The sequence below is a fragment of the Bradyrhizobium sp. 186 genome (genome assembly GCF_023101685.1).
In the GTDB taxonomy this organism is placed as follows: Bacteria; Pseudomonadota; Alphaproteobacteria; order Rhizobiales; family Xanthobacteraceae; genus Bradyrhizobium.
Map to the genome: position 1 here is coordinate 9,335,758 of NZ_CP082164.1, position 25,789 is coordinate 9,361,546.

General features: G+C 63.6%; 24 protein-coding genes and 2 pseudogenes. 14 read left to right on the forward strand and 12 right to left on the reverse strand.

What is annotated here, in order from left to right; genetic code table 11:
* Positions 1-155: 155 nt before the first annotated feature.
* On the forward strand, positions 156-1,535 hold the full coding sequence (locus IVB18_RS44485) for an LLM class flavin-dependent oxidoreductase (RefSeq protein ID WP_247986404.1): 1,380 nt from the start codon (positions 156-158) through the stop codon (positions 1,533-1,535).
* 123 nt (positions 1,536-1,658) lie between these two features.
* Complete coding sequence (locus tag IVB18_RS44490; RefSeq protein ID WP_247983422.1) at positions 1,659-2,840, forward strand: IS110 family transposase; 1,182 nt, start codon at positions 1,659-1,661, stop codon at positions 2,838-2,840.
* Positions 2,841-3,424: 584 nt separating this feature from the next.
* Here the strand turns inward: IVB18_RS44490 and IVB18_RS44495 are convergent.
* The 4 genes and pseudogenes from IVB18_RS44495 to IVB18_RS44510 all read right to left on the reverse strand — a co-directional run bounded on the left by IVB18_RS44495 (position 3,425) and on the right by IVB18_RS44510 (position 8,569).
* Positions 3,425-5,085 (reverse strand): annotated as a pseudogene (locus tag IVB18_RS44495) (thiamine pyrophosphate-binding protein).
* 124 nt (positions 5,086-5,209) lie between these two features.
* The gene (locus IVB18_RS44500) at positions 5,210-5,713 is read right to left on the reverse strand and encodes a GFA family protein (protein ID WP_247986405.1); all 504 of its coding nucleotides are present in this window, start codon (positions 5,711-5,713) and stop codon (positions 5,210-5,212) included.
* Between the two features lie 112 nt (positions 5,714-5,825).
* A complete protein-coding gene (locus IVB18_RS44505; protein ID WP_247986406.1) occupies positions 5,826-6,953 on the reverse strand; it encodes an alkene reductase in 1,128 nt (375 codons plus the stop codon).
* 119 nt (positions 6,954-7,072) lie between these two features.
* Positions 7,073-8,569, reverse strand: coding sequence for an aldehyde dehydrogenase family protein (locus IVB18_RS44510; protein ID WP_247986407.1), 1,497 nt, complete (start codon positions 8,567-8,569; stop codon positions 7,073-7,075).
* Between the two features lie 182 nt (positions 8,570-8,751).
* On the opposite strand from IVB18_RS44510, the gene IVB18_RS44515 reads away from it, so the two are divergent.
* Positions 8,752-9,597 carry an SDR family NAD(P)-dependent oxidoreductase gene (locus tag IVB18_RS44515; protein WP_247986408.1) on the forward strand — a complete coding sequence of 282 codons (846 nt, stop codon included), beginning with the start codon at positions 8,752-8,754 and terminating at the stop codon, positions 9,595-9,597.
* 10 nt (positions 9,598-9,607) lie between these two features.
* On the opposite strand, the gene IVB18_RS44520 is transcribed toward IVB18_RS44515, so the two are convergent.
* Complete coding sequence (locus tag IVB18_RS44520; protein ID WP_247986409.1) at positions 9,608-9,814, reverse strand: hypothetical protein; 207 nt, start codon at positions 9,812-9,814, stop codon at positions 9,608-9,610.
* A gap of 110 nt (positions 9,815-9,924) precedes the next feature.
* Positions 9,925-10,101, reverse strand: a pseudogene (locus tag IVB18_RS44525) (amidohydrolase); the annotation flags it as partial.
* A gap of 254 nt (positions 10,102-10,355) precedes the next feature.
* Between IVB18_RS44525 and hydA the strand changes: the two are divergent.
* On the forward strand, positions 10,356-11,810 hold the full coding sequence (gene hydA / locus IVB18_RS44530; RefSeq protein ID WP_247986410.1) for a dihydropyrimidinase: 1,455 nt from the start codon (positions 10,356-10,358) through the stop codon (positions 11,808-11,810).
* 3 nt (positions 11,811-11,813) lie between these two features.
* Here hydA and IVB18_RS44535 read toward each other — a convergent pair whose 3' ends face one another.
* Entirely contained in the window at positions 11,814-12,551 is a 738-nt protein-coding gene (locus IVB18_RS44535) for a peroxiredoxin-like family protein (protein WP_247986411.1), read from the reverse strand.
* Positions 12,552-12,648: 97 nt separating this feature from the next.
* Here IVB18_RS44535 and IVB18_RS44540 point away from each other — a divergent pair, with 97 nt between their 5' ends.
* Together IVB18_RS44540 and IVB18_RS44545 are read left to right on the forward strand one after the other, a co-directional pair.
* Positions 12,649-13,539 (forward strand): LysR family transcriptional regulator, encoded by an 891-nt coding sequence (locus IVB18_RS44540; RefSeq protein ID WP_247986412.1) that lies wholly within the window; start codon positions 12,649-12,651, stop codon positions 13,537-13,539.
* A 109-nt stretch (positions 13,540-13,648) separates the two neighbouring features.
* Positions 13,649-15,271, forward strand: a complete 1,623-nt coding sequence (locus IVB18_RS44545) for an ABC transporter substrate-binding protein (protein ID WP_247986413.1) — start codon at positions 13,649-13,651, stop codon at positions 15,269-15,271.
* A 146-nt stretch (positions 15,272-15,417) separates the two neighbouring features.
* Here IVB18_RS44545 and IVB18_RS44550 read toward each other — a convergent pair whose 3' ends face one another.
* A complete protein-coding gene (locus IVB18_RS44550) occupies positions 15,418-15,564 on the reverse strand; it encodes a hypothetical protein (protein ID WP_247986414.1) in 147 nt (48 codons plus the stop codon).
* A 556-nt stretch (positions 15,565-16,120) separates the two neighbouring features.
* Between IVB18_RS44550 and IVB18_RS44555 the strand changes: the two genes are divergently transcribed.
* The 4 genes from IVB18_RS44555 to IVB18_RS44570 all read left to right on the forward strand — a co-directional run bounded on the left by IVB18_RS44555 (position 16,121) and on the right by IVB18_RS44570 (position 18,214).
* Positions 16,121-16,345, forward strand: coding sequence for an FAD-dependent oxidoreductase (locus tag IVB18_RS44555; protein WP_247991879.1), 225 nt, complete (start codon positions 16,121-16,123; stop codon positions 16,343-16,345).
* Positions 16,346-16,355: 10 nt separating this feature from the next.
* Entirely contained in the window at positions 16,356-16,646 is a 291-nt protein-coding gene (locus IVB18_RS44560) for an FAD-dependent oxidoreductase (protein WP_247986415.1), read from the forward strand.
* Positions 16,647-16,662: 16 nt separating this feature from the next.
* Positions 16,663-17,160, forward strand: a complete 498-nt coding sequence (locus tag IVB18_RS44565; RefSeq protein ID WP_247986416.1) for a hypothetical protein — start codon at positions 16,663-16,665, stop codon at positions 17,158-17,160.
* Positions 17,161-17,284: 124 nt separating this feature from the next.
* Positions 17,285-18,214: a carboxylesterase family protein gene (locus tag IVB18_RS44570; protein ID WP_346732686.1), complete on the forward strand. Its 930-nt coding sequence runs from the start codon at positions 17,285-17,287 to the stop codon at positions 18,212-18,214.
* 598 nt (positions 18,215-18,812) lie between these two features.
* On the opposite strand, the gene IVB18_RS44575 is transcribed toward IVB18_RS44570, so the two are convergent.
* On the reverse strand, positions 18,813-18,953 hold the full coding sequence (locus tag IVB18_RS44575) for a hypothetical protein (RefSeq protein ID WP_247991969.1): 141 nt from the start codon (positions 18,951-18,953) through the stop codon (positions 18,813-18,815).
* Here IVB18_RS44575 and dctP point away from each other — a divergent pair.
* Together dctP and IVB18_RS44585 are read left to right on the forward strand one after the other, a co-directional pair.
* Positions 18,913-19,878: a TRAP transporter substrate-binding protein DctP gene (gene dctP, locus IVB18_RS44580; protein ID WP_247991880.1), complete on the forward strand. Its 966-nt coding sequence runs from the start codon at positions 18,913-18,915 to the stop codon at positions 19,876-19,878. The two genes, IVB18_RS44575 and dctP, sit on opposite strands and share 41 nt — an antisense overlap.
* Before the next feature lie 6 nt (positions 19,879-19,884).
* Positions 19,885-21,876: an EAL domain-containing protein gene (locus tag IVB18_RS44585; protein ID WP_247986418.1), complete on the forward strand. Its 1,992-nt coding sequence runs from the start codon at positions 19,885-19,887 to the stop codon at positions 21,874-21,876.
* A 134-nt stretch (positions 21,877-22,010) separates the two neighbouring features.
* Here the strand turns inward: IVB18_RS44585 and IVB18_RS44590 are convergent, their stop codons facing one another.
* The gene (locus IVB18_RS44590; protein WP_247986419.1) at positions 22,011-22,217 is read right to left on the reverse strand and encodes a response regulator; all 207 of its coding nucleotides are present in this window, start codon (positions 22,215-22,217) and stop codon (positions 22,011-22,013) included.
* 722 nt (positions 22,218-22,939) lie between these two features.
* Between IVB18_RS44590 and IVB18_RS44595 the strand changes: the two genes are divergently transcribed.
* Positions 22,940-24,163 carry an ABC transporter substrate-binding protein gene (locus IVB18_RS44595; protein WP_247986420.1) on the forward strand — a complete coding sequence of 408 codons (1,224 nt, stop codon included), beginning with the start codon at positions 22,940-22,942 and terminating at the stop codon, positions 24,161-24,163.
* A 6-nt stretch (positions 24,164-24,169) separates the two neighbouring features.
* On the opposite strand, the gene IVB18_RS44600 is transcribed toward IVB18_RS44595, so the two are convergent.
* The gene (locus tag IVB18_RS44600) at positions 24,170-24,355 is read right to left on the reverse strand and encodes a hypothetical protein (protein WP_247986421.1); all 186 of its coding nucleotides are present in this window, start codon (positions 24,353-24,355) and stop codon (positions 24,170-24,172) included.
* A 24-nt stretch (positions 24,356-24,379) separates the two neighbouring features.
* Between IVB18_RS44600 and IVB18_RS44605 the strand changes: the two genes are divergently transcribed.
* Entirely contained in the window at positions 24,380-25,471 is a 1,092-nt protein-coding gene (locus tag IVB18_RS44605) for an enolase C-terminal domain-like protein (protein WP_247986422.1), read from the forward strand.
* Positions 25,472-25,600: 129 nt separating this feature from the next.
* On the opposite strand, the gene IVB18_RS44610 is transcribed toward IVB18_RS44605, so the two are convergent.
* Positions 25,601-25,789 carry a hypothetical protein gene (locus tag IVB18_RS44610; protein WP_247991970.1) on the reverse strand — a complete coding sequence of 63 codons (189 nt, stop codon included), beginning with the start codon at positions 25,787-25,789 and terminating at the stop codon, positions 25,601-25,603.

The window sequence follows — 25,789 nt, forward strand, 5'->3', positions numbered from 1 at the left end:
ATTTCGTTCTTGGTCTCTTGAGATTGGCTTGCCAAGGGCAGCGGCGCCGCTGATTGTGGCCCTGCCAAGGTCGCGTTATATGCAAGAACTTCGCCAAGTTCGGGCGCACATCTATCATTCGAAGAGCGCCCGGTACAGGGCGCCGAGGGACCAGCATGGCCAAGCAGATCAGGCTCAACGCATTTGCGATGAATTGCGTCGCGCACCAATCACCGGGCCTGTGGACCCATCCGCGCGATCGTACCGCCGAATATAACCGGCTGCCATACTGGATCGATCTTGCCAAGACGCTGGAGCGCGGCCGTTTTGACGGGCTGTTTCTGGCCGACGTGCTCGGGGTTTATGACGTCTACGGCAACAGCCCTGACGCAGCCTTGCGCAATGCAGCACAGACGCCGTCGAACGAGCCGCTGCTGCTGCTGTCGGCGATGGCGGCGGTGACGCAGAATCTTGGTTTTGGCGTCACCAGCAATCTTTCCTTCGAGCCGCCCTACCCGTTCGCGCGGCGGATGTCGACGCTCGACCACCTCACCGAGGGACGGATCGGCTGGAACGTCGTCACCGGCTATCTCGACAGCGCCGCGCGCGGCGCCGGCAAGGAGAAGCAGACCGGACATGACGACCGCTACGACATCGCGGATGAGTATATGGAGGTCGTCTACAAGCTCTGGGAAGGGAGCTGGGAGGACGGCGCGGTGCTGCGGGATCGCAAGCGTGGTATCTTCACCGATCCCACCAAGGTGCATCGCGTCAACCACGAGGGCGCGAACTACCGCATCAATAACACCATCCACCTCAGCGAGCCGTCGCCGCAGCGAACGCCGGTGCTGTACCAGGCCGGCACCTCGCCGCGCGGCCGGCAGTTCGCGGCACAGCACGCCGAATGCGTGTTCATGTCGGGGCCGTCGGCCAAGGTGATCGCGCCGCGCGTTTCCGCGATCCGCCAGGAGGCGGCCGCGCTCGGCCGCAATCCCGCGGAGATCCTGATGTTCTCGATGATGACGATCATCCTCGGGCGGACGGAGGCCGAGGCGAAAGAGAAATACGCCGACTATCGCCGCCACATCAGCCCCGAAGGCGCGCTGGCGCTGATGTCGGGTTGGACCGGCGTCGACTTCTCCGGCTACGACCTCGACCAGCAGGTGCGCCACGTGCAGAACGACGCCGGCCGCAGCGCGATGGACAACGTCACCCGGGCCGATCCCGACCGCGTCTGGACCGTGCGCGATGTCATCGAGCACGTCGGCGTCGGCGGCGCCGGCCCCGTCGTGGTCGGCACGCCGGAGATGGTCGCGGACAAGATCGAGGCATGGTTCGAGGCGACCGACGTCGACGGCCTCAACGTGGCCTTCGCGATCTCGCCCGGCGATTTCGAGGACATCGCCGACATGCTGGTGCCGGAACTGACCAGGCGTGGGCGCTACAAGCCGGAGTATGCGCAGGGCACGCTGCGGGAGAAGCTGTTCGGCGCCGGGCGTGCGCGGCTCGATGCGCCACATCCGGCAGCGGGGTATTGCGTGGGGAAGAAGGGGTAGGCGCGGAAGGCATACTGCCTCCACATCGTCATTGCGAGCGCAGCGAAGATTCCATGGGGAGTGGATAGCGACCAGGTCTGAGGCCAGACTGAGGTTGCTGACCCCCTCAACCTGGAGACGACGATGTTGCTCGATCATCCTTCCGACGGACCGACCGCTATCCGCACGCAGTTTGGCGCAATTTTTGTGTCTTTGGAACTGAGCCGTTCGACGTGGGTGATTACGTCACTTTCGCCTGGTACGGGCGAGAAGATGTCCAGGCACAGCGTCACGGCCGGCGATACGGCTGAGCTGATGAAGCTGTTTGCGGAACTCAGGCGCAAGGCGGAGGCCAGGACCCGCGAGAGCTATCCGATCATCACGATCCAGGAAGCTGGGCTGGACGGGTTCTGGCTGCACCGTGTTCTGCAACAGAACGGCATTGAGAGCCACGTGGTCGATCCCGCCTCGATTGCGACGTCGCGACGGCGGCGGCGGGCCAAGACTGACAGGCTCGATGGCGAGGCGCTGTTGCGGGCGCTTCTGGCCTACAAGCGCGGCGAGCCGCGGGTCTGTGCGATGGTGGTTGCGCCCTCGCCTGAAGAGGAGGACCGGCGCAGGCTGTGTCGCGAACGAGCGACGCTGATCGCCGAGCGCATCACGCATGTGAACCGGATCAAGGGTCTTCTGTTCGCGCAGGGGATATCCGACTACGTGCCGCTGCGGCGCAATCGGCGGGCGCGGCTTGAGGCCTTGCGCACGGGCGACGGGCGGGAGCTGCCTTCGCATTTGAAGGCGCAGATCGGCCGCGAGCTCGATCGGGTCGAACTGCTTCTGGAACAGATCAAGGCGGTCGAGGCCGCGCGAGATGCTCTGCTGGCCGCAGCCCGGAAGCCTGCAGACAAGAACGCTGCAGACAAGGTCGCGCCGGATCCGGTGGCGATGCTGCTGGCCTTGAAAGGGCTCGGCGCCAACTTTGCGGCCGTGCTCTGGTCGGAGGCGTTCTACCGGCAGTTCTCCAACCGCCGCCAGGTCGCCGCCTATGCGGGGCTTGCGGCGACGCCGTGGCAAAGCGGAGGCATCCGGCACGAGCAGGGCGTGTCGAAGGCCGGCAATCCCAGGCTGCGGACCACAATGATCCAGCTCGCCTGGCTGTGGATACGTCACCAGCCGCAGTCGGCCCTGACGCGCTGGTTCAAGGAGCGAAGCCCGCAAGGCCGCAAGCGCGCGATCGTGGCGCTGGCGCGCAAGCTTCTCGTGACCTTGTGGAAGTATGTCACCGCGGGCGAGACCATCGAGGGGGCCGTGATGAAGCCCGCCGCCTGATCCGGACCGCACCAAGCGGCGTGCTTCGCCGCCCGCGCGCAACGAAAGAACCATAACCCATCTGCCGAGGCCCGATCAGTCTCGGAAGATCCGGGTGGACGAACCGATGGATTGCATGGCTTCAAACGCCGCAACGAAGAATGGCCTCGTCCTCTCGAGCCTGCCCGCCGCAAGCGGAATCGTGGTGCAGTCGCCTTGTGCGACGACCGAATGTGAGTTTGATCTGGCAAGCAACCCAGATCGTCGAACCGGCTCGACCCTTGGATCGCAAATGCGAGGATGGCAGATGCCCTGACAGAACCGCCAACGCGAGGAGCTCCTATCGGCCCAACGCACCAAGCATGATGGCGTGCTCGCTCAACTCAAGGCCAAGCCGCTTCGCGGCGGCCCTAACAGGCCGGCCTTGACTTGATCTGCGCGCGCCATCCTGCAGAACCCGCGGTCGGGACGAAGAGGTGGCTGCAGTCGAACAAAAAGGTGACTGCTCATCCTTGACATACACATTCCCCATGTGAGCAATCCAGACTTTCACCGCGGAGGGATCCTGGATTGCTTCGCTACGCTCGCAATGACGGCGGTTGCAGTCACACCTTCCCGTCCACCATCACCTCGATCAGCTTCGTCCCCGGCCGATTGAACGCGGACGACAAGGTCGCCTTCAGCTCGCGCGGGTCGCTCACCTTGATCGCCTCGCAGCCGAGCGCTTTCGCGATCCCTGCGAAATCAACCGGCGGATCGACAAAATCCATTCCGACGTAGTTGTCGTCACCGTGGAAGGCGAGCAGGCGCTGCTTGATGATACGGTAGCCGCCATTGTTGGCGATGACGACGTTGAGCGGCAGCTTGTGATGCGCCGCCGTCCACAGCGACTGGATCGAATACATCGCGCTGCCGTCGCCGGAGAAGCACACCACGGGGCGATCCGGATTGGCAATGCTGGCGCCGACGGAGGCAGGCAGGCCCCAGCCGATGCCGCCGGAGGCCAGGCCGTGATAGCCGAAGCGGTCGCGGTGCGCGCGCAGCGCCGTGATCTGGCGACTGGAGGTAAGGCCTTCGTCGAAGAGAATGGCGTTGTCGGGCATCGCCTCGACCATTTGCAACACCAGCCAGTCCGGATCGATCGGACTACGGTCGGCGGCCTTGCCGATCTGCTCGACCAGCGCGGCGCGGCGCGCGGTCCAGTTCTTCGGCGCGAGCTCGGCGAGGCGCTGCTTTGCGCGGCTCACCAGTGCAGCGCCGCCCATTTCCTTCAGCACGGGGATCAGCGCGCGCAGCGTTTCCTTCAGGTCCGCCTTCAGCGCGATCTCGGCGCCGTAGTTCTTTGCGATCTCCCAATCGACCAAGCCAATTTGCACGATGCCGAGGCCGTCCGGCAGCGCATCGACCTCGCTATAGACCGACATCCGCAGGGGATCGCCGCCGAGCGCGATCAGCAGATCGTACGGTGCGAGCGTATCGCGCGCGACCTTCTGCACCCGCGCCAGCGTGCCGACGAAGCTCGGGCTCTCGGAGAGGAAGTGCGAACCGTAGGGCGTCGAGGACTGATAGGCGGCAGCGCCCAGCAGCTCCGCGAGCTCGGCGGCCTCCTTCAGCGCGTCGCTCTTGACCACCTCGTCCATGGTGACGATCACGGGGCGCTCGGCCTTCAGCAGGCGCGCGGCAAAGGCCTTCAGCGCCTCATCGGACGGCTTTGTGCGCGCGTCGATGCGGGTCGAGCGGCCTAGATCGATGCTGGCCTCGCTGTTCAGGATGTCACCGGGCAGCGAGATGAACACCGGCCCGGTCGGCGGCGTGGTCGCGACTTTTGCGGCACGGCGGACGATGCGCGGCAGATCCTCGAGCCGCGTCACCTCGACCGCCCATTTCACCAGCGGCTCGGCCATGCGCACCAGCGGCCCGTACAGCACCGGCTCCATCAGGCCGTGGCCCTGCTCCTGCTGGCCCGCGGTGAGGATCATGGGCGTACCCGTGAACTGCGCATTGTAGAGCGAGCCCATTGCGTCCCGAGGCCGGGCGCTACGTGGACGTTGCAGGCGACGAGCTTGCCGGAGGCGCGGCTGTAGCCGTCCGCGATCGCGACCACCAGGCTCTCCTGCATCGCCATCACATAGGTGAGATCCGGATGATCCTTCAGCGCATGCATGATCGGCAGCTCGGTGGTGCCGGGATTACCGAACAGATGCGTGATGCCCTCATCCTTGAGCAGCGCGAGAAAGGCGGAGCGGCCGGTGATCTTGTTCTTCATATTTCCTCCAGGCCTCGCGGGCGTTGCCGCAAGCCGGGGGCATGATGGCCGAAGTCGGAGGATGCGCGCAATGGAGCGCGGTCATGGCTGCGTTGCGCGGGCGAGCAGAGCGCGCAGTTTCGCGCTACATCTCCTCGCGCCCCAGCTCGAACGGATCCTCTCCGCCCGCGCGCTTCTTCTTTTTCGAGCGCTGCCAGACCACGCCGGGAAAGCCCTTCAACGGCACCAGCGGCTCGCCGGTGTAGGCCCATTCCTGGAGCTCCTCGATCGCGATGTGATAAAGCGGCTGCCGGCCGGTGCGCTCATTGAACAGCGCGCGGGGAATGTTGACCATATGCGGTCCGCGCGGGCGTTCATAGGCGATCGGTGTGCCGCAACGGGCGCAGAAGCTGCGCGCGGTTTGTGTCTTAGCGTCTTCGTAGCGGGTGAGCGCGGTCTTGCCCGCGGTAATGCGAAAACGCTTCTTCCAGCTTCCGACATAGGTCGCGTAAGCCGCGCCGTGGGCGCGGCGGCTGGCGGCGGAGTGATCGTGCCAGGCCCAGCGTGCGGGAATGTCGATCTCGAAGGTGACCTTGCCGCACAGGCATTGGCCGGTGGCGGTTCCTGCGGATGCAGCGGCTTTGGCCATGGTGGGTTTCTCTCCGTCGTCTTGCGAGGGCGACAATACACCATTGTCATTCCGGGACGCGCCGAAAGGCGCGGGCCCGTCCGCGTCGCCCCGGAATGACGGAGGAGAATACTTACGCCGGCGTCAGTTCGTCATACACCGGATAGTCCGTGTACCCCTTCTCCTCGCCGCCGTAGAATGTCGCGCGGTTGTACGGCGTGACCGGATAGTCGTGCTCCAGACGCCGCGGCAAATCCGGGTTGGAGATGAAGATGCGGCCGAAAGCGATGATGTCGGCATGGCCATCGGCGATTGCCGTGTTGGCGGTATCGCCGGTGAAGCCGCCGGCGGTCATCAACACGCCGCTGTAGAGCGGGCGGAACAGCACCATCGCGGACGGCACGTTCTGCCAGTTGACCTCGGCGCGTCCCGACCCGCTGGAACGCGGCTCGATGAAATGCAGATAGGCGAGCCCGAGCTTGTCGAGCGCCTTCACCACATGCGTGTAGAGCGGCATAGGGTCGGCCTCGCCGGAATCATTGGCGATGCCGTGCGGCGACAGCCGCACGGCGACGCGGCCCGCGCCCCAGACGTCGATCGCGGCCTGCGTCACCTCCAGCAGAAGCCGCGCGCGGTTCTCGATCGAACCGCCGTATTGATCGGTGCGCTGGTTGCTGCGCGACTGCAAGAACTGCTCGAGCAGATAGCCGTTGGCGCCGTGAATCTCGACACCGTCGAAGCCGGCGGCAAGCGCGTTCTTCGCGCCTTGCCGGAACGCCTCGACGATCTCCTTGACCTCGTCCGTCTCCAGCGCGCGCGGCGTTTCGTAATCGGAAACCTTGCCGTCGGCGGTCATCGCCTTCATGCCTTCGGCCTTGATCGCGATTGCAGAGGCAGAGACCGGCAGCGCGCCGCCATGGAAGGAGGAATGCGAGACCCGGCCGACATGCCAGAGCTGGAGGAAGATGATGCCGCCCTTGGCATGCACGGCATCAACCACCTTGCGCCAGCCGGCAATCTGCGCTTCCGAATAGATGCCGGGCGTGGCTGGATTGCCGCGGCCATGCGAGAGCACGGGAGACGCCTCGGCGATGAGCAGGCCGCCTTGCGTGGCGCGCTGGCCGTAATATTCGGCGTTGAGCGGCCGCGGCGAAAAGCTCTCGCGCTCGGCCCGCATCCGGGTGAGCGGCGCCATCGCGACGCGATGCGCGAGCTTGTACGGACCGACCTGCAACGGTTTGAACAACACCTCGAATTTCATGTTGACCCCAATGGCTATGGAAGGATGCGTATCATATAGCGAGGGGCGGCCCACCGGAAAAGGCGCCGCCCCTGCAAAAGCAAATATTCCCTCTAGCGGGACGCGGGAGGAAATAAGCGTTACGCCGTCTTGATCCAGACGGCCTTCACGTTGAGATATTCCTCGACGTGCTGCTTGCCGGACTCGCGGCCGTAGCCGCTCATCTTGTAGCCGCCGAACGGCATCGCCGGGTCCATCGCCTGGTAGCAGTTCACCCACACCGAGCCGGCACGCAAGCGTTTCGCGACGTGGTGCGCCTTGCTGACCTCGCGCGTCCACAGGCCGGAGCCGAGACCGAAGGTGGTCGCGTTGGCGCGCTTGACCAGCTCGTCCATGTCCTTGAAGGCGATCGCGGAGATGACGGGACCAAAAATCTCCTCCTGCGCGATGCGCATGTTGTCCTGCACGCCGGCGAATACCGTTGGCGACACGAAGAAGCCCTTCGACAGCGCGCCCTCGGTGACGCGGCCGCCGCCGGCGAGCGCCTTGGCGCCTTCCTTCTGGCCGATGTCGAGATAGCTGGTGACACGTTCGAGCTGCTGCTCGGAAACGAGCGGACCGATCTGGGTGTTGGGATCGAGACCGTTGCCGACTTGCAGCTTCTTGCCGAACTCGGCGACGCGGCCGACGAACTCCTCGTAGATCGACTGCTCGACGAACAACCGCGTGCCGGCGCTACAGATCTGGCCGGAATTGGCGAACACGGCCATCGCGGCGCCCGGCACCGCAGCATCGAGATCGGCGTCGGCAAACACGATGTCCGGCGACTTGCCGCCGAGCTCGAGCGAGACGCGCTTCAGATTACCGGCCGAGGCGCGAATGATCGACTGCCCCGTGACATGCGAGCCGGTGAAGGCGACCTTGTCGACGTCGTGGTGCGAGGCAAGCGCAGCACCCGCGGTCTCGCCATAACCGGGCACCACGTTGATGACGCCGGGCGGCACGCCCGCTTCCATCGCAAGCTCGGCGATACGCAGCGAGGTCAGCGGCGCCTCTTCGGCGGGCTTGAGCACCACAGTGCAGCCGGTCGCGATTGCGGGACCGATCTTCCAGATCGTGGCGGTCAGCGGGCCGTTCCAGGGGATGATGGCGCCGACGACGCCGATCGGCTCCTTCAGCGTGTAGGAGAAGATCTCGCCGGGTAGCGAGTTCTCGACGGTCTCGCCATGGATCGCGGTGGTCTGGCCAGCGTAGTAGCGCAGCATGCCGACGGCGCGCAGGCGATAGGCGCGGGTGCGGCTGACCGGCGCGCCCATGTCGAGAGTGTCGAGCTGCGACAATTCGTCGAAATTCTTCTCGACGAGGTCGGCGAGCTTGAGCAGCAGGTTCTGCCGCTCGAACGGTTTTACTTTGCTCCACGGCCCCTCGAAGGCGCGGCGGGCAGCCGCGACCGCGCGGTCGATGTCTTCCTTGTCGCCCTCGGCAACGGTTGCGAGCAGCTCGCCGGTGGCAGGATTGTGGGTCTCGAAGCGCTTGCCGGACGCAGCGTCGACCCACTTCCCGTCGATCAGCATCTGCTTGTAGGACCCGTTCGCGAACGGATGGCGCGTGATCGGAATAGCCTGCGACACAGCCATGGCTGCACTCCCTGTCAGGTGATTGATTGGTTCGATCTGGGCGGGATCGTTAGCTTGGTAGAATACTGCGATGGCGGATAGGCGTAAAGTCGGCGCGGAACGAAGACCTCCCATGCCGACTTGTGCAGGGTCGCGCCACCGCCATGTTATAGCTCTATTAGGCCCCTCTCCGGAGACGCCCCATGCCGCATCCCGTCATCGCCAAAGACAACGTCGCCGTAATTACCGGAGGCGCATCCGGCATCGGTCTTGCCGCCGCCATGGCCTTCGTGCGTGCCGGCATGAAGGTGTGCATCGCCGATATCGACCAAGGCCGGTTGGCGGAAGCCGCAACAAAACTGTCATCCGTCGCGGTTGCCACAAATGTGATGACCTCCGCGGTTGATGTCGGCAAAGCCGAGAGCGTGACGGAACTGGAGCGCGCCGTGCGCGAACGCTTCGGCGGCACCGACATCCTCATGAACAATGCCGGCATCCAGCCCGGAAGCACGTTATTCGGCGAGCCCGACAACTGGCAGCGCATCATCGGCGTCAACATGTGGGGCATCATCAACGGCTCGCGCATCTTCGCGCCCGACATGATCGCGCGCGGCAACGCCGGCCTCATCATCAACACCGGCTCGAAGCAGGGCATCACCACGCCGCCGGGCGATCCCGCCTACAACGTGTCGAAGGCCGGCGTGAAGGCGTTCACCGAGGCGCTCCAGCACGAGCTGCGCAATACGAAAGACTGCCGCATCACCGCGCACCTGCTGATCCCGGGCTTCGTCTTCACGGGACTCACCGCGAAGGGCCGAACCGAGAAGCCGGCGGGCGCCTGGACGCCGGAGCAGACAGTCGATTTCATGATCGCGCGGCTGGAGGCCGGCGATTTCTACATCCTGTGCCCTGACAATGATGTGCCGCGTGCGCTCGACGAAAAGCGCATGCTGTGGGCGGCCGGCGATATCGTCGAGAACCGTCCGGCCCTGTCGCGCTGGCATCCGGATCATGCGGAGGCATTCGCGGCGTTCGTGAAGGGTGACTAGGCGCCGCGGCCTACAGCGTCTCTTGCTGCTGCCCGCACTGCTTGCAGGCGAACTTGACGCGGGTCTGGCCCTTCGGCGCCTGCACCCGGTTCGGCGCGCCGCACTTGCCGCAGACTGCCTCGATGCGAGTATCGCCCTGCTTGACGACGACACTCTTCTTTTCCATCGATTCGCGGATCAGGCGCTCGGCCTCCTCTCGCAGGGATTGTTTGGACAAAGCTCGTCTCCGCCTCTGAAAGCGCGAGAGGCATATCGCACCCGCGTTGAAATCACAATCGGCAACGGCGGCCCATCAAGATGTCATTCCGGGGCGACGCGCGGCGAATGCCGCCAGTCGGCGCGGACGGAAAGCGGCATGCTCGGCGGATAGCTGGTGAGGTCGAGCCCGTCGATGGCGCGGCTCACGACCTGCTCTTTCCAGTGATCGCTGAGATAGGGCAACAGCGTCGTGCGCGTGCCACCGACCGCCGGGTGGATGTCGCAGTCGATCCGCGTCACCGCCATGGATGCTTCCTCGCGCAGTTTTTATTGGCGGTGTTCTTTGCGCCGCACGGGCAGAGTGCTCCGGCCGGCGCCGACGCGCAAGAGCGCGAGGCAACGCGCGAAGACATGGCTCGGGTGCGTCTTCGCACATGCAACACGCTCTGTCGCTAACCGCCGCGCCCAAGCACACTCCAAAGACTGACTAAAATTTCGCCTGTTGCACTCCGACGGGCCCGCTTAGCTTCAACGCAGCACTCACTTCCACCGGAGTTCCCATGTCCCTCCTCATCCGCGGCGGCACCGTCGTCAATCATGATCATTCGCGCCGCGCGGACGTGCTGATCGACGGCGACACCATCGTCGCTGTCGGCACGTCGATCGAGGCGCCCAGGGGAACGGAGATCGTCGACGCCGGCGGCGCTTACGTGATTCCGGGCGGCATCGACCCGCACACCCATCTCGAAATGCCGTTCATGGGCACGGTGACCGCCGACGATTTCGAGTCGGGAACGAAGGCGGCGCTGACCGGCGGCACCACCATGGTGGTGGATTTCTGCCTGCCCGATCCTGGCCAGTCGATGCTCGCGGCCTATCAGGAGTGGCGCCACAAATCCGAGAAGGCGGCTTCCGACTACGGCTTCCACATGGCGGTGACGTCGTGGTCGAAGCAGATCTATGACGAGATGGAGACCGTGGTCAAAACCTACGGCATCAACACCTTCAAGCACTTCATGGCCTACAAGGGCGCGCTGATGGTGAACGATGACGAGCTCTATAATTCCTTCGCGCGCTGCGCCCATCTCGGCGCCATGCCGGTGGTGCATGCGGAGAATGGCGACGTCGTCGCCTTGATGCAGGAGGCGCTGATGGCGCGCGGCGTCACCGGCCCCGAAGGCCATGCATTTTCGCGGCCGCCGGAAGTCGAGGGCGAAGCCACCAACCGCGCCATCATGATCGCCGACATGACGGGCACGCCGGTCTACATCGTGCACACCAGTTGCCGCGAGGCGCATGAGGCGATCGCGCGGGCGCGGGCGGCGGGAAAGCGCGTCTATGGCGAGCCGCTGATCCAGCATCTGCTGCTCGATGCCCGCGAATACGAGAACAAGGATTGGGATCATTCGGCGCAGCGGGTGATGTCGCCGCCGTTCCGCGACAAGTCGCATCAGGACAGCCTGTGGTCCGGCCTGCAATCCGGCTCGCTCCAGGTGGTCGCGACCGACCACTGCGCTTTCACGACCGAGCAGAAGCGCTTTGGGGTCGGTGATTTCAGAAAGATCCCGAACGGCACCGGCGGGCTGGAAGATCGGCTGGCGCTGTTGTGGACCGCGGGCGTCGCCACGGGACGGCTGACGAAAGAAGAGTTCGTCGCGGTGACCTCGGCGAACATCGCTCGCATCCTCAACATCTATCCACGCAAGGGCGCAATCGCCGTGGGCTCGGATGCCGACGTCGTGGTGTGGGATCCCAAGGCGACAAAAACCATCAGCGCGAAGCGGCAGATGAGCCGCATCGATTACAACGTGTTCGAAGGCTTTTCCTGCACGGGCGGTCCGGCCGCGACACTCTCGCGCGGCCGGATCGTGTGGAAGGATGGGAACTTGCGCGCCGAGGCCGGCGACGGCCGCTATATCGAGCGTCCCGCGTTCTCGCCGGTGCATATCGCCAATTCCACATGGAAAGAGCTAACTGCACCGCGCGCCGTGGTGCGCGGCACGGTGACGCCGTAGGGCTCAGGCCGCCTTGCCCGCCTGCAACTGGTCCAGCACCGGCAAGAACTCGGACGGATCCGGGCGGTGCGTGTAGTCCGGATTCACCTCCGCGTAGGCGATGACACCGTCGCGGCCGATGACGTAGCGCGCGGGCATCGGCAGCACCCAGGACGGGTTGTCGTTGAACGAAGGCAGGTCGTTCTTGAACGATTTGTAGAGCGCGACGAGATCGTCCGGCAGCGCGAAGCGGATGCCGAAGGCTTCGGCGACCTCGCTCCTGACGTCGCTCAGGATCGGGAAGGCGAGCTTGTTGTCGCGCTGCGACTTGCGGCTGTTCGGCGCGGTCTGCGGCGAGATCGCAACGAGGCTCGCACTGCGCGCGGCGATCTCCGGCAGGGCCTCCTGGAGGGCCTGGAGCTCAAGGTTGCAGTATGGGCACCAGACGCCACGATAAAAGGACACGACTAGCGGTCCCCTGGCGAGCAGGTCGCGCGAGCACACCGGCCTTCCGTCGGGGTCCTTGAGCGAAAATTCCGGGGCGGCGTCACCGGCCTTCTTCGCGCGCTGCGCCTGGCCGCTCGCGATCAGTTCGGCGGTTGCGCGATGCATGGTGTCGAGCGCCTCCTTGCTGGGCTTGAGCGGAAAGCGGCCGCCTTCGAAATCGGCCTTGAAGGCATCGAGCTTGTCTTGGAGTTTGTCTTGGAGTTTGTCTTGGAGTTTGTGTTGGAGTTTGTGTTGGAGTTTGTCTTGCAGGGCCATGGGAAGCTCCATCGGTTGCTGTTGGCCCGCTCTATCTGGATCATTTGGAAATAAAGGGGTATACGGTAGACATGGAGAACATTTATTTGGATTTCAAATGAGTGACCGGCTCCAAGAATTGACCGTGTTCGTCCGGGCGGCGGAGGGCGGCAGCTTTTCGAAGGCCGCGCGCGAGCTCGGGCTGTCGCAGCCTTCGGTATCGCGCATCATCGGCGAGCTGGAGGCGCGGCTCGGCGTCAAGCTGTTGCTGCGCACGACGCGCCGCATCACCGTGACCGACGCCGGGGCGCTGTTCCTCACCCGTGCGCGCGAAGTCCTCGCCGATATCGAAGACGCCGAGGACGCTGCCCGCGGCGTCGACTCGCTGCGCGGGACCATTCGCATCGCGATGCCCATCATCTACGGCACGCGACAGGTGATCCCGCGCCTGCCGGTGTTTCTGGCTGCGCATCCCCTGCTCCGCGCCGAGCTGTCGGTCGTCGACGAACGGCAGGATCTCGTCGCCGAAGGCGCCGACATCGCCATCCGGCTCGGCCCGCTCGGCGATTCCGCGTTTGGTGCACGCAAGCTCGAGACACTGCCGCGCCTGCTCGTGGCCGCCCCTTCCTATCTCGCCGCGCGCGGCACGCCGAAGACACCGGCCGATCTCGCGTCGCACGACTGCATCTTCGGTCCCGGCCTGTTCGGCCGCGCGACCTGGTCGTTCACCCGCAATGGAACGGAAACCTCGGTCGATGTCCGCGGGCGCATCCACACGGATTCCGGCCCCGGCGTGTTTGCAAGCGTGCTGGCAGGGTTAGGCATCGCGATGACATCGCCGGTAATGGCCAATCCCGAGATCATGTCGGGCACGCTGATGCCGCTATTGAAGAGCTACAGGCTCGCGCCTATCGAGGTGCACGCCGTGTTTCCGGGCGGGCCCCGGCCGTCGACCAAGGTGCGCGCACTGGTGGAATATCTCGTGACGGAGCTGAAACAGGCGGGATGACGTTGCACGCCGGCCTTTCATGGCCACCGCAAGCGCAAATCGCGACGATGCGGCGCCACGGTGGCATGTGCCTTGCCTCTATGCGGGAAATTCTGTCTCGGAGGTACCCATGAGCACATCCCCTTTCCATATCAGCCGCCGTAGCGTGGTACTCGGCGGTCTGGGTGCGGCCGGAATGACGGCAGTCGCTCCGCCGCTCGCCTGGGCGCAGGGGCGCGCGGAGACGCTGCTGGTGGTGCAGGAGCTGGGACCGAACTCGCTGGACATGCAAGGCGTCGGCTCCAACCAGACCGTGAACGGCCTGTCCTGGAACTGCTACGATCGCCTGCTGACTTACGCCTCCAAGACGCTGCCCGACGGCACGCCCTCCTATGATCGTGCGACGCTCGCGCCCGAGCTGGCGAAGAGCTGGGAGGTTGCCGCCGACGGCATGTCGTGCACCTTCAAGCTGAGACAGACCGCGAAATTCCACGACGGAACGCCGGTCACGGCGAAGGACGTCAAATGGTCGTTCGACCGCGCCGTCAAGGTCGGCGGCTTTCCGACCTTTCAGATGTCGGCAGGATCGCTTGAAAAACCCGAGCAATTCGTGATTGTCGACGACCATACCTTCCGCATCGACTATGTGCGCAAGGACAAGATGCTGCTGTTCAACGTCGCGGTCGTCGTGCCCTTCATCATCAATTCCGAACTCGCCAAAAAGAATGCGACGCCGGAGGACCCCTGGGCGCTGGCCTGGCTTAGGAACAACGAGGCCGGCGGCGGCGCCTACAGGATCGAAAGCTGGAAGCCCGGCAGCGAGACCGTGTTGACGCGGTTCGACGACTGGAAGAGCGGACCGCTGCCCAAGATCAAGCGCGTCATTGCGCGCGATGTCCCCTCCGCCGGCACCCGTCGCGCCATGCTCGAACGGGGCGATGCGGACCTCTCGAGCGGCTTTGCGCCGCGTGATTTCGAGCAGATCATCAGAGAAGGCAAGGTCAAGGTGTCCGGCGTCCCTATTCCAAATGCGCTCTGGTACGTTGCGCTGAACACCGCGAAGCCTCCGTTCGACAATGTCAAGCTGCGTCAGGCCATCGCTTGGGCGATGCCTTACGAGCAGATCCAGACCAGCGCGTTTTTCGGGCGGTCCGTTCCGATGTATGGCGGGTCTGCGGATGTCCCAAAGCCGGCGTGGCCGCAACCGTTTCCCTATGTCACCGATCTCGACAAGGCCAAGGCGCTGATAAAGGAGGCGGGCTTCGAGTCCGGACTGGAGACGACGCTGTCGCTCGACGCGGGCACGGCAACGGTCGGCGAGCCGACCGCGATCCTGATCCAGGAGAGCCTCGCAAAGATCGGCATCAAGGCCTCGATCGAGAAGATTCCCGGCGCGAACTGGCGCACCACACTTAACAAGAAGGAGCTCCCGCTCGCGCTCAACCGTTTCAGCGGCTGGCTCGACTATCCAGAATATTACTTCTACTGGAATTTTCACGGCAACAACTCGATCTTCAACATCTCCTCCTATCAGAACAAGGAGATGGACGCGCTGATCGACAAGGCGCGGTTCAGCGCCGACGCGGCGGAGTACGACAAAGCCGTAAAGGATTTTGTCGCGCTCTGCATGCGCGACGTTCCGATCGTTCCGCTCAACCAGCCGATTCACGACGTCGCTATGCAGAAGGGCGTCAGCGGCTACGAATTCTGGTTTCATCGTGAGCCGGACTATCGTCAATTCGCCAAGGGCTAGTGCTGATCGGCGAGGCGGACGACGCGTGAGGCATCTTGCGCTTGCTCTGTCGGAAAGCTCCTTTGCAGCCGCGCCTCGCTCGCACGCAACATCGCCGCATCGAAGGCGCGGCCTTTGAACTCCGGTTTCCGGCCGCCTAAGACTACCTAGATCGCGAACACCCAAGCGGCGACGATGGTGCCGATGGTGATCAGGCCGGCGATGGTCCAGCCCGCGGCGTATTCCAGCTCAGGGTGACCATTTGCCCGCATGATCTCGGCCGGATCGGCGGTATGCTTCCACTGCTCTGCCATGACAGCCTCGCACGTTTCTCTCCGCGTCATATGTAAGTCGCAACACTCGCCATTAGGTTCCATCACGGAAATGCGAGCAACCGCGCACCGGGATGAGTTGCCGCGGAATGACGAAGCCTGTTCGTTCGCAGCCCCGACAAAAAAACTCGAAAACAACCCCATGCACAGTAGAATGACCTTGCCGGCATGAGACCTGGGTCGCGCTGCGCAACCGTTTGACGCGTTGGGGCAAAACAGCCGCGCCGCGCAACCGTTGCGCGGTTTGCGGACTTGGGCCTACGAGGTCCGCTACTGGTCGAAGAAATTCAAGAGTTGCGCCCGCGCACGGCTGCCTGCCGCATGACATTTTTGAAAGGCATTTTCGATGCGTTCGCTTTTTGCGCGACTGCACCGGCGTTACGGGCCCAAGATTTCGGGCGTGGAGCGTCAACGTCGGGTCCAGGACAAGCTCGACCGTCAACCCGCCTCCCCCTCGGTCCCCTCACCCGCCGCGCGCCTCGCGCTGGCGCGACGGCGTCCGAAAGTCGCGATCATCGGCGGCGGCTTCGCCGGCCTGATGGCAGCGTCCGAGCTTGTCGGGCATTGCAACATCACGCTGTTCGAGGCCCGCGACCGCTTCGGCGGCCGGGTTTTCAGCAAGAAGAAGCCTGTTTGCCGGCGCCGACGTCGCCAAGGAAGCGCTCAAGCACTACCGACCGGGCGACCAGAGGGATGTCGATGCGTTCTATGCGGAGCGGATCGGCGGCGTCTACAAGGGCTATGTCGCGCATCTGGCCGGTGAGCCCGAGTTCATGGCCTGGCCGCGCGACGAATGGACCGCCGGCGGCTATTCCTGTCCCGCGCCCGGCGAGGTCTGCCGGGCCGGTCCGTTACTCTACAAGGGCTTCCAGAATCGCCTGTTCTTTGCCGGCGAGCACACCTGCTTCGCCTATTTCGGCTACATGGAAGGTGCGCTCCAGTCCGGCACGGCCGCCGCCGCCGCGGTCATCCGGGCCATCGGCAGACAGGCCGGAGCATATGGCTCTGCCAAAACCGGCAGTTCTGTCATAGGTTCGGCACCGCTCGCGGCGTCGAAGCCGTGATTGGGGAGAGACAGGCATGAAATTCACAACACCCGCCCGCATCGTCTCTGCCCTCGTTATTGCCGGCGCCTCCCACGTCGCCGCCGCTTCCGACGCCACGCCCGGAAAAGTCTCGGGTGCCACGGCGCTGGCGCTCGCGGGCGTGATCGCGCCAATGTCACCGGAGCTGTCGGGCGCCGAGAAGAAGGCGGTGGCGATGCTGTTCGCCGCCAACAGCGACGTGCCCTACAAGAAAGTGATCGTGGTGAGCGCGGACAGGATCGTCTGCCGCACCGGCAATGTCGACATCACATTGCGCAACTGCGAGGTCAGCTTCGGCAAGAAGGTCAAGACCGTGAACGGCTCCACGGCCAACGAGATATTCGCGACCGAGGCGTTGGCCGGCATTCCGCCGGACGGCGCGGCGGGATCGAATTTCGAGAGCCTGACCAGGCTGAGCTGCACGATCGACCCCAACGCCATCCGCCGGAAGGACGGCAGCGGGGCGGAATGCACGTTCCAGCCAGGAAATTAAGCCGAGCTTCTATGGCGAACCAAAGGTGCCGTGAAATCGCCTCAAGACGGACTAATAAGGCGAATTGAAAAGACAGGCCAAACGAGCGCACCAATATGAGGCGCGCAAGGCCGGCACCGATATGATGAAGAATTATCTCGCATTTTTCCTTGTTCTGACCATGACAACGGCCTCTGCGCACGGCCCGTTGCCGGCGCGGCTGGCGGTGCCCTCCGATCTTGTCCGGGTGGGCCTCACCGATACCGACACGACCGCCGGCGGCACCGCACGGCTGTGCGACCAGGTCAGCTTCTCGCGGGGCCTGCGCTATGGTGAGAGCGAGGCCAATGTGCTCGATGTCGCCACCAGCACGACCAAGGCGGAGACGCCGCGGCCGGTACTGCTGTTCGTGGTGGGCGACACCTTCACCGGCGACCATGCGGCGCCGGACCTGTCGCGGCAAATCCAGGACCAGGCGATGTGCTTTGCCGCGCGCAACGACATGATCGGCGTGCGCGTGAACTATCGCCTCGCGCCGGCGGCGACCTGGCCGATGGGCGCGACCGACGTCGCGGCGGCGCTGTCCTGGGTTCACGGGAATATCGATCTGTTCAACGGCGACGCCCGCGAGATCGTTGCGGTCGGCTATGGCGCCGGTGCCTTCCATGTCGCCAGCCTGCTGGCGCATCCCGAGCTCCAGGCCGACCGCGCCGATGTCGCCGCGGTCGTGCTGGTGTCGGGGATCTACCGCGTCGGCAAGGACGCCAGCGACAGCGAGAAGGCCTATCTCGGCACAGACGCCAGCCAATATGACAAGCGGTCGGTCTTCCCCGGCATTCTCAATGTCGACGCGACGATCGTGCTGGCCTGGGCCGCGGGCGATCCCGCAAGCCTCGTGGCACAGGGCGAGACCTTGAACAAGACGCTCTGCGGCGCCGGCCATTGCCCGCGCACCGCGCTCCTGCGCAGCCGCGACGGCATCGCCGCCGCGTTCGGGCTCGACGGCTCCGGCGACAGCCTCGCCGAGCCGACGCTGCTGCTGGTGCACCAGCTCGAGGCGCGCGGACTGCCGTAGCGGCGTGTCGCCGGCAGTGTGCGCCAACTAAATCGCACCTTTTGCTGGGTTATCCCCCTCCCCCACAAGGAGGCAGGGAGCAGAGTGGAGTGCGCGGGCAACACGTCGCCCTCTTCACCAGCGCGCGAACAATTGGAATGACGTCACCGCACCAAAGGTGCGTTCCCTACCGCTTCTTGTGGGGGAGGGAATGAAGACCCTTTCCGATAGCGCATGATCAGTTTCGTGGGCGCATCGCCACCGTTCAGGACATAAGTCTTATAGTCGCGAAGGAAGGGAATGATGATCTGACGCAGTATTGCGAGCTGATCCCCCGGTGTCTGTGCAAATTTGATCAGTCTCTTGCAGTATCGCCTTTCGCCCCTAGTATGGCCTCGGGCCGTCAGCCTCTGACAAGGCGAGCCTCGAGTTTCGCGCCATTGCCTCGCGGGCACGAGCCGCTGAAGTGAGCCAAGTCGCATTGGCGCCTCTCAGACAATTGTCTCGCTGGCGTTAGCACGCCTCAACCACGATGCGCGATTTGATCGCCGGTCGGGTCGCTATTTTCTATTTATGAGAGTTATCTATAGCGTTTCTATCTATGGGAGTTCGCTAAAGATCAGAGGAAATCGGCGTCTCGCACAACTGTGTGACGCGCCGCCGCCACGATCGGAAAACCGATGCTTAAGTTGCTGGCACGATGCGCGGTGATCTCTTTTGTGTTGATTTCGGCGTCGGCCGCCGAACCGGTCAAGCTCAAATTGGCCTTCCCCAGCTCCGACCGCTCGACGAGTTATCTCGCCGCGGTCAAACCATTCGTCGACGCGGTCAACGCCGAGGCAAGAGGCCTGATCGACATCGAGACCTATTTCAGCGGCGTGCTTGGCAAGGATCCGGCTGAGCAGCCCCAGCTCGTGCTCGATGGTGCGGCCGACATCGCCTACGTGGTGACGGGACTGACGCGCAACCGGTTCGCAGATAATGCAATCATCGAGATGCCTGGTCTGTTTACGAGCATGCGGGAGTCCGTTGCTGTGTTCAACCGGCTCGTGGCCTCCAACGCATTGCAAGGATACGATGACTACACCGTGATCGGCGCCTACGTCACCGAACCGGAGACGATACACAGCAAGATCCCGATCACGTCGCTGAATGATTTGAAGGGCAAGAGAATTCGCGTCAACAATCCGGGCGAAGCCGCCGCGCTGGAAAAACTCGGAGCGCAGCCCGTGTTTCTGCAGGTCACCAAGATCTCAGAAGCCATCGGCAACGGCCGCATCGACGGCGCGCTCGTGCCACCGTCTCCATTGGTCGATTATGGCGTCAAACGCGTTGCGACTTATCATTACCTTCTTGGAATCAGCGGCGCGCCGCTGATGGTTTTGATGAACCGGAAAACATTCAACGGACTGCCGAAATCCGCGCAGGCGATCATCCTCAAATACAGTGGTGAGTGGGCTGCCGCGCGCTTCATGGATACCTACGAAGCTGCAGAAAACAGCATTATGCGGGAACTGAAGTCCGATCCGAAGCGCCAGGTGATCATGCCATCGCCGTCGGACCTCGATGCGGCAAATGCCGTATTCGCAGCCATTGCCAATGATTGGGCCTCGAAAAGTGAGCGCAATGCCGAGCTGCTGAAAACGGTCCGGAACGAGCTCACGAAAATGCGATCGACCCGGTAGCCGCGGATGCCGTCGCTCGCCAGCATCTGGCCTCAGCGAAACATCGTCACCATCGTCGCCGCGCTCGCCATTCTATTGACGGGTACCGGGATGACCCTGAAGATCACGACCGATCACCTTCTCCGTCAAGATGCGACGTCCACCGCTCGCAGCTGGGCGTGGTTCCTGGCCGCCAGCGTCTCCGATCTCGAGCAAATCGCCGGCGGCGAGCAGCCTTCCGCCGCAAGCATAGCGTTCTTCCTGTCGGCGCGACATTCCGGTGAGGTCTTTCACTACGAGATCTTCAACCGCAATGGTTATTCCCAGCTCGTTTCGACCCGCGAAAAGATCGCGCTCGTCGACTTGTCCGAGTACAGCCCCGATGCGGCGCGATCAGTCGTTGACGGTCAACCGATCGTCGACGTCAGGGAGGGCAATTCGCCCGACCGACCGGCATTCTTCGCGCTTGCCTATGTCCCGGTCCAGACCGATGGTCGCCTCACCGCGGTCGTTGCGGCCTACGTGGACGAAACCGAGCAACGCAAGAATGTCCACAATACGTTCCTGACCGCGGCAGTATTCCTTTGCCTGCTCTCGGGTCTCGCCTTCTCCATTCCCGCAATTGCCTGGTATCGCGAAACAAAGGTGAAACAGGCGGACCGACGCATCCGCTTCCTCGCCCACCACGACGCGTTGACCGGGCTGACCAACCGCCCCCATCTGATCGAAAAACTGGAGAGAGCCATCGCTCGCCTGCCGATCCGGGGCGGCAGCCTTGCCGTGCACTTCATCGACGTCGACCGCTTCAAGGAGGTCAACGATACGCTTGGTCACGACGGCGGCGACTTTCTGCTAAAGTCCATCGCCGAGCGTCTGCGCGCAGCGGTCAGGATCGACGACGTGGTGGCCCGGCTCGGCGGCGACGAATTCGTCGTCGTGCAGAGCGGCATCGCCGGCAAAGCTCAGGCCGAGTCGTTTGCGCGCCATCTTGCCGCCGCCGCAAATGCGACCGTGAAATTCACGCAGCACGAGATCCTCACCACCGCCAGCATCGGCGTGGCGCTGGCGACGGAGGAAGACACCACCCCTGAGCGGTTGCTCAAGAGTGCCGACCTCGCGCTGTACGCGGCCAAGGCAGCCGGCCGAAACTGCATCCGGTTTTTCCTGCCCGAGATGGATACTGAGCTACAAGCGCGCATCGAGCTCGAGAGGACGATTCGCGAGGCGGTACTTAATGATCGCTTCGAATTGCATTACCAGCCGCTCTTCGAAATATCTCAGCGCCACCTTGCCGGCTTCGAGGCGCTGATCCGGATGCCCGCGGCGGACGGAACGCTCATTCCGCCATTGACCTTCATTCCCGTCGCCGAGGACTTACGGCTTATCGACAAGATCGGGGCGTGGGTGTTGCGGGAGGCATGCCGCACCGCCGCGACCTGGCCGGCGCACCTGACCGTTGCAGTGAACCTGTCACCCGCGCAGTTCGCGGCGGGCACCATCAGCGACATCGTCGCCGCCGCACTGAAAGAGGCGGGACTCGCGGCGCACCGGCTCGAACTGGAGATCACTGAAAGCCTGCTGCTCGGCAACACCGAAACGATCATGGCGCAGCTCCGGACGCTCAAGGCGATGGGCGTGGCCATCGTGATGGACGATTTCGGGGCTGGCTATTCGAGTCTCAGCTATCTGTGGCGCTTTCCGTTCGACAAGATCAAGATCGATCGAACCTTCATGCAGGGCCTCGACGGCTCCCATTGCCAGGTCGGGACGGTGGTGAAAGCGATCATCGCGCTCGGACGCGAGTTGCACATGCGAGTGACGGTCGAAGGCGTCGAGACCGCCAACCAGGCGGCTTTTCTCGACACGGCCGACGGTGATCAGGTCCAGGGCTTCTTCTTCGGCCGGCCGATCCCCGCCTCGGAGCTCGGCGCCAGCATTCTCGCAGATTTTGAGAAGGCAATGCCGCCGGCTTCGCCCGCGACCAAGCTGCACCTCGTCAACGCATCGGCTGAACGGTAGCACAGACCTGTGCCTCTATCGACCCAATGCGGCTCCTGGCGATAGCTGTCAGGCGTATCATGCAAAATCAAACGCGTTTCGATTCGACGCTCGAAAGCGGCGGTCCTGATACCGCGCAGCGTTAAGTGCGCGTCCTACGCAGGCGCCCGCAATTCGCCCTGAAACCAAGCCAAGGTATCAGCTGATTTCATCGGGTCCACCAACTCGACCGCGATCTGATGGATGAAATCGCAAGCGGGACATTCGAAGGTACGAATGTCAAAACCGGCGGGACCGGGCGTGATGCGCGCCAGCATCGTCGTTGTCTGGCATTTGGGACAAGGTGGTCGCTGAATGGTCATGAGGCTCGCCTGGATCCGGCGGGAGCGCGATGCTCTCAGTTACTGAGGATGCCAATGGTGGGCGGTGATGGACCATCATGGACCTCTGATGTCTGATACCCCTGGTCAATTTTGACCACCACCCAAATTAAGGTCCGCTATCCCAAACGTGATCTATCACAGATCGATTCATTTTTCATTAGACGATTGCCGAACCAAACTCGCCGATAAAAAACCCGAGTTCGCCAAGGCGGCCTACGAGACGTTCGTTATGGAGACACAGAAAATTGGCGGACTGTACGGCGATCCTGCCCGCCAGTCCTACGGGCCATTCGGTGATCTTGTTGCAAGGATGACCACGACCAATCGATAAATCCTCCCCGCGGTGCCAAGGAGGGCGGTGCCACGCGGCACACTCTCTCAATCGAAAAGAGCGCGGATGCGCACGCGTCCTCACGCCGGTTTCAGCAAGGCCAGCGCGCTTTCCAGCAGCGAGCGCACCCGTGCCGTATCGCCGGACTTCACGACCGCCGGGTCGAGCTAGAGTTCAAAGTCCGCGGGCTGCCCTAGCGGCCCGCCACAGTCAGCGCGTCAGCACGCCTGCCATTTCCTTTCGAGGATGACAGGTGCGCTGCTTCGAAACGAGCCGTCAAGCCACAGGATTGACAAACGCTTGACCTAGATCAAGCGGGCTTGACCGATTGAGCCGACCTCCATGTGGGGCCAACATCAAGGTGTCGGACATGCGCATCGTCGGCAGGGTGCTGCTCGTTTTCGTGGTCGCGTTGGCGTCGCTGGGGGCGATGTCCCAGCAACATGCAGAGCAATCCGCTGGCGACAAGGAAATCCGCATCGGCAATGTGATGCCGTATTCGGGACCGCTTTCGGAATTCGGCGCGATCGGCAAGGCGGAGGCCGCCTATTTCGATATGATCAACGATCGTGGCGGCATCAACGGGCGCAAGGTCCGTTTCATCACGCGCGACGACAATTCCGACCCGACGACGGCGCTGGAGCTGACCCGCAATCTGGTCGAGAAGGACGACGTGCTGTTGATGTTCGGATCGTTCGGCACGCCCGGCAATCTCGCCACGCGCCGGTATCTGAATGAGAAGAAAATCCCGCAGCTTTTCGTCGCCTCCGGCGACGAGGAGCTGAGCCAGGCCAAGGCGTTTCCCTGGACCATGGGCTGGCAACCCTCGTTCAAGGCCGAGGGGCGCATCTACGCCAACTACATCCAGGCCTATTATCCGCATCGCAAGATCGTGGTGCTCTGGCAGAACGATCAGTTCGGGCGCGTGCTCTTCAAGGGCATCGAGGAAGGTCTTGGCGATCTGAACCGTCTTGTCCTCGTCGATATCGCCTTCGACATCGCCGATGAACATCTCGAAGGGCACGTCTCGATCCTCAAGCGCGCCGGCGCCGATATTTTCGTCTTTCTCGGGGTGCCGTCGACGGCGGCCAAGGTGATCAAGCTGGCGGCGGCACTCAAATGGCGCCCGGTCTTCATCGTGAACGATGCCTCCGCCTCGATCGCCAATGCGATGGCGCCCGCAGGATTGGAGAATTCGGCCGGCGTGATCTCGGCGGCCTTTCTGAAGGATCCGAGCGATCCCGCATGGAAAGACGATCCTGCAATGAAGGACTGGTTCGCCTTCATGGACAAGTACCATCACGTAGAAAGCACGAACAACAGCGCTGCGCTCTATGGCTACGCCGTGGCCGAGGCGCTGACGCGAGTGCTGAAACAATGCGGCGACGACCTATCGCGCGAGAACATCATGCGTCAGGCGGCTTCGCTCAGGGATCATCAGCCCCCCGTTGCGTTGCCCAGCATCAGGATGAATACCTCGCCAGACAGCTATCTGCCGATCAAGCAGATGCGGCTCGTCCAGTTTGACGGCCGCTCCTGGCAACCATTCGGCGAGGTGATCGAAACCGCATTCAGCGAAGGCGCGAAGCGATGACACGCCTCATCTCCGCTTGAGCGAAGCCAGCGCGCTTTCCAGCAGCGAGCGCACCCGTGCCGTATCGCCGGACTTCACGACCGCCGGGTCGATATACGGCCGCACAGAGCTCTTCCAACGCCAATCCATGGTCGTCGCAGAAATCGGCTTTTTCGTTTCATGTCGAATGTTTAAGATCGGCGCAGACTGCATCAGCTCCGCCGGGAGATCCTCCGAATGACCGAAACCATCCGCATCAAGCGCTTCGCCGCGCGCCCCGTGATCGTGCCGATGAACCTGCCGCTCCAAACCTCGACCGGCGCGGTCGCCAAGGCGGCGCTGGTGCTGATCGACTGCGAGACCGACCAGGGCGCACGGGGACATGCCTATCTGTTCTCGATCACGCCGTCGGCCTTGAAGCCGCTGACGGCGATGGTCACGGAAATGTCGGAGCTGCTCGCATGCGACGAGCTGCTGCCGTTCGAGATCGAGCGCAAGCTGACCCAGCGCTTCACGCTGTTGGGTTTGGCCGGCCTCCAGCGACTGGCGCAATCCGGCATCGACATGGCGGCGTGGGACGCGCTGGCGCGCAGCAGAGGCCTGCCGCTGGCGCGCCTGCTCGGCGGCGCACCGAAGCCGGTCAAGGCCTACAATTCGAAGGGGCTTGGCATCATGCCGGCGGCGGCCGCGGTCGATGAGGCGCACAAGCTGCTGGCCGAGGGTTTTCAGGCTGCAAAGATCCGCGTCGGTCGGCTCGACGCGCGGGAAGACCTCGCCGTCGTGCGCGCGGTGCGAAAGGCCGTCGGCGACCAGGTCACGCTGATGTGCGACTACAATCAAGCGCTGACGGTGACCGAGGCCATTCGCCGCGGCGAGATGCTCGACGACGAGGGGCTGCTGTGGATCGAGGAGCCGATCCGCCATGACGACTACGCCGGCTGCGCCCGCATTGCGGACGCGCTCCGCACGCCGGTCCAGATCGGCGAGAATTTTGACAGCGCCTTCGCGATGGAATCCGCGCTTTCGGCAGAGGCCTGCGATTACGTCATGCCGGACGTGCAGCGCATCGGCGGCGTCACCGGCTGGCTGCGCGCGGCCTCGCTGGCGCACGCCGCCGGCATCGAGATGTCGACGCATCTGTTCTCGGAAGTCAGCGCGCATTTGCTGTGCGTGACGCCGACCGCGCATTGGCTGGAATATGTCGACTGGGCCGACGCGGTGCTGGCGACGCGGTTGAAGATCAAGGACGGTTTTGCGCTGCCGAGCGAGGAGCCCGGCAACGGCATCGCATGGGATGAGGCGGCTGTCGCGAAGTATCTGGTCGGATGACCTCGCCCGGCGCTGCGAGCAACTGCTTCATCATCGTCATTGCGAGCGGAGCGAAGCAATCCAGAATCCGCGGATACATTCCTGGATTGCTTCGCTCCGCTCGCAATGACGGAGTATGTAACCGGCACGCTACCGCGGCTCCGCACCGGGGATTTTCTTGCGCGCCGCGGATATACCCTCGCCGGCCTGGAGCAGCGGCGCGATATTCTCGCGCAGCGCGTGGCAGTGCTGGAGCTCGGCCGGCCAGTCGATGATCCCTGCGTGAGCTGTCGAGCCGATCAGTGTCGACATCGCGCTTGCAAGACAAATTGCCCGCAT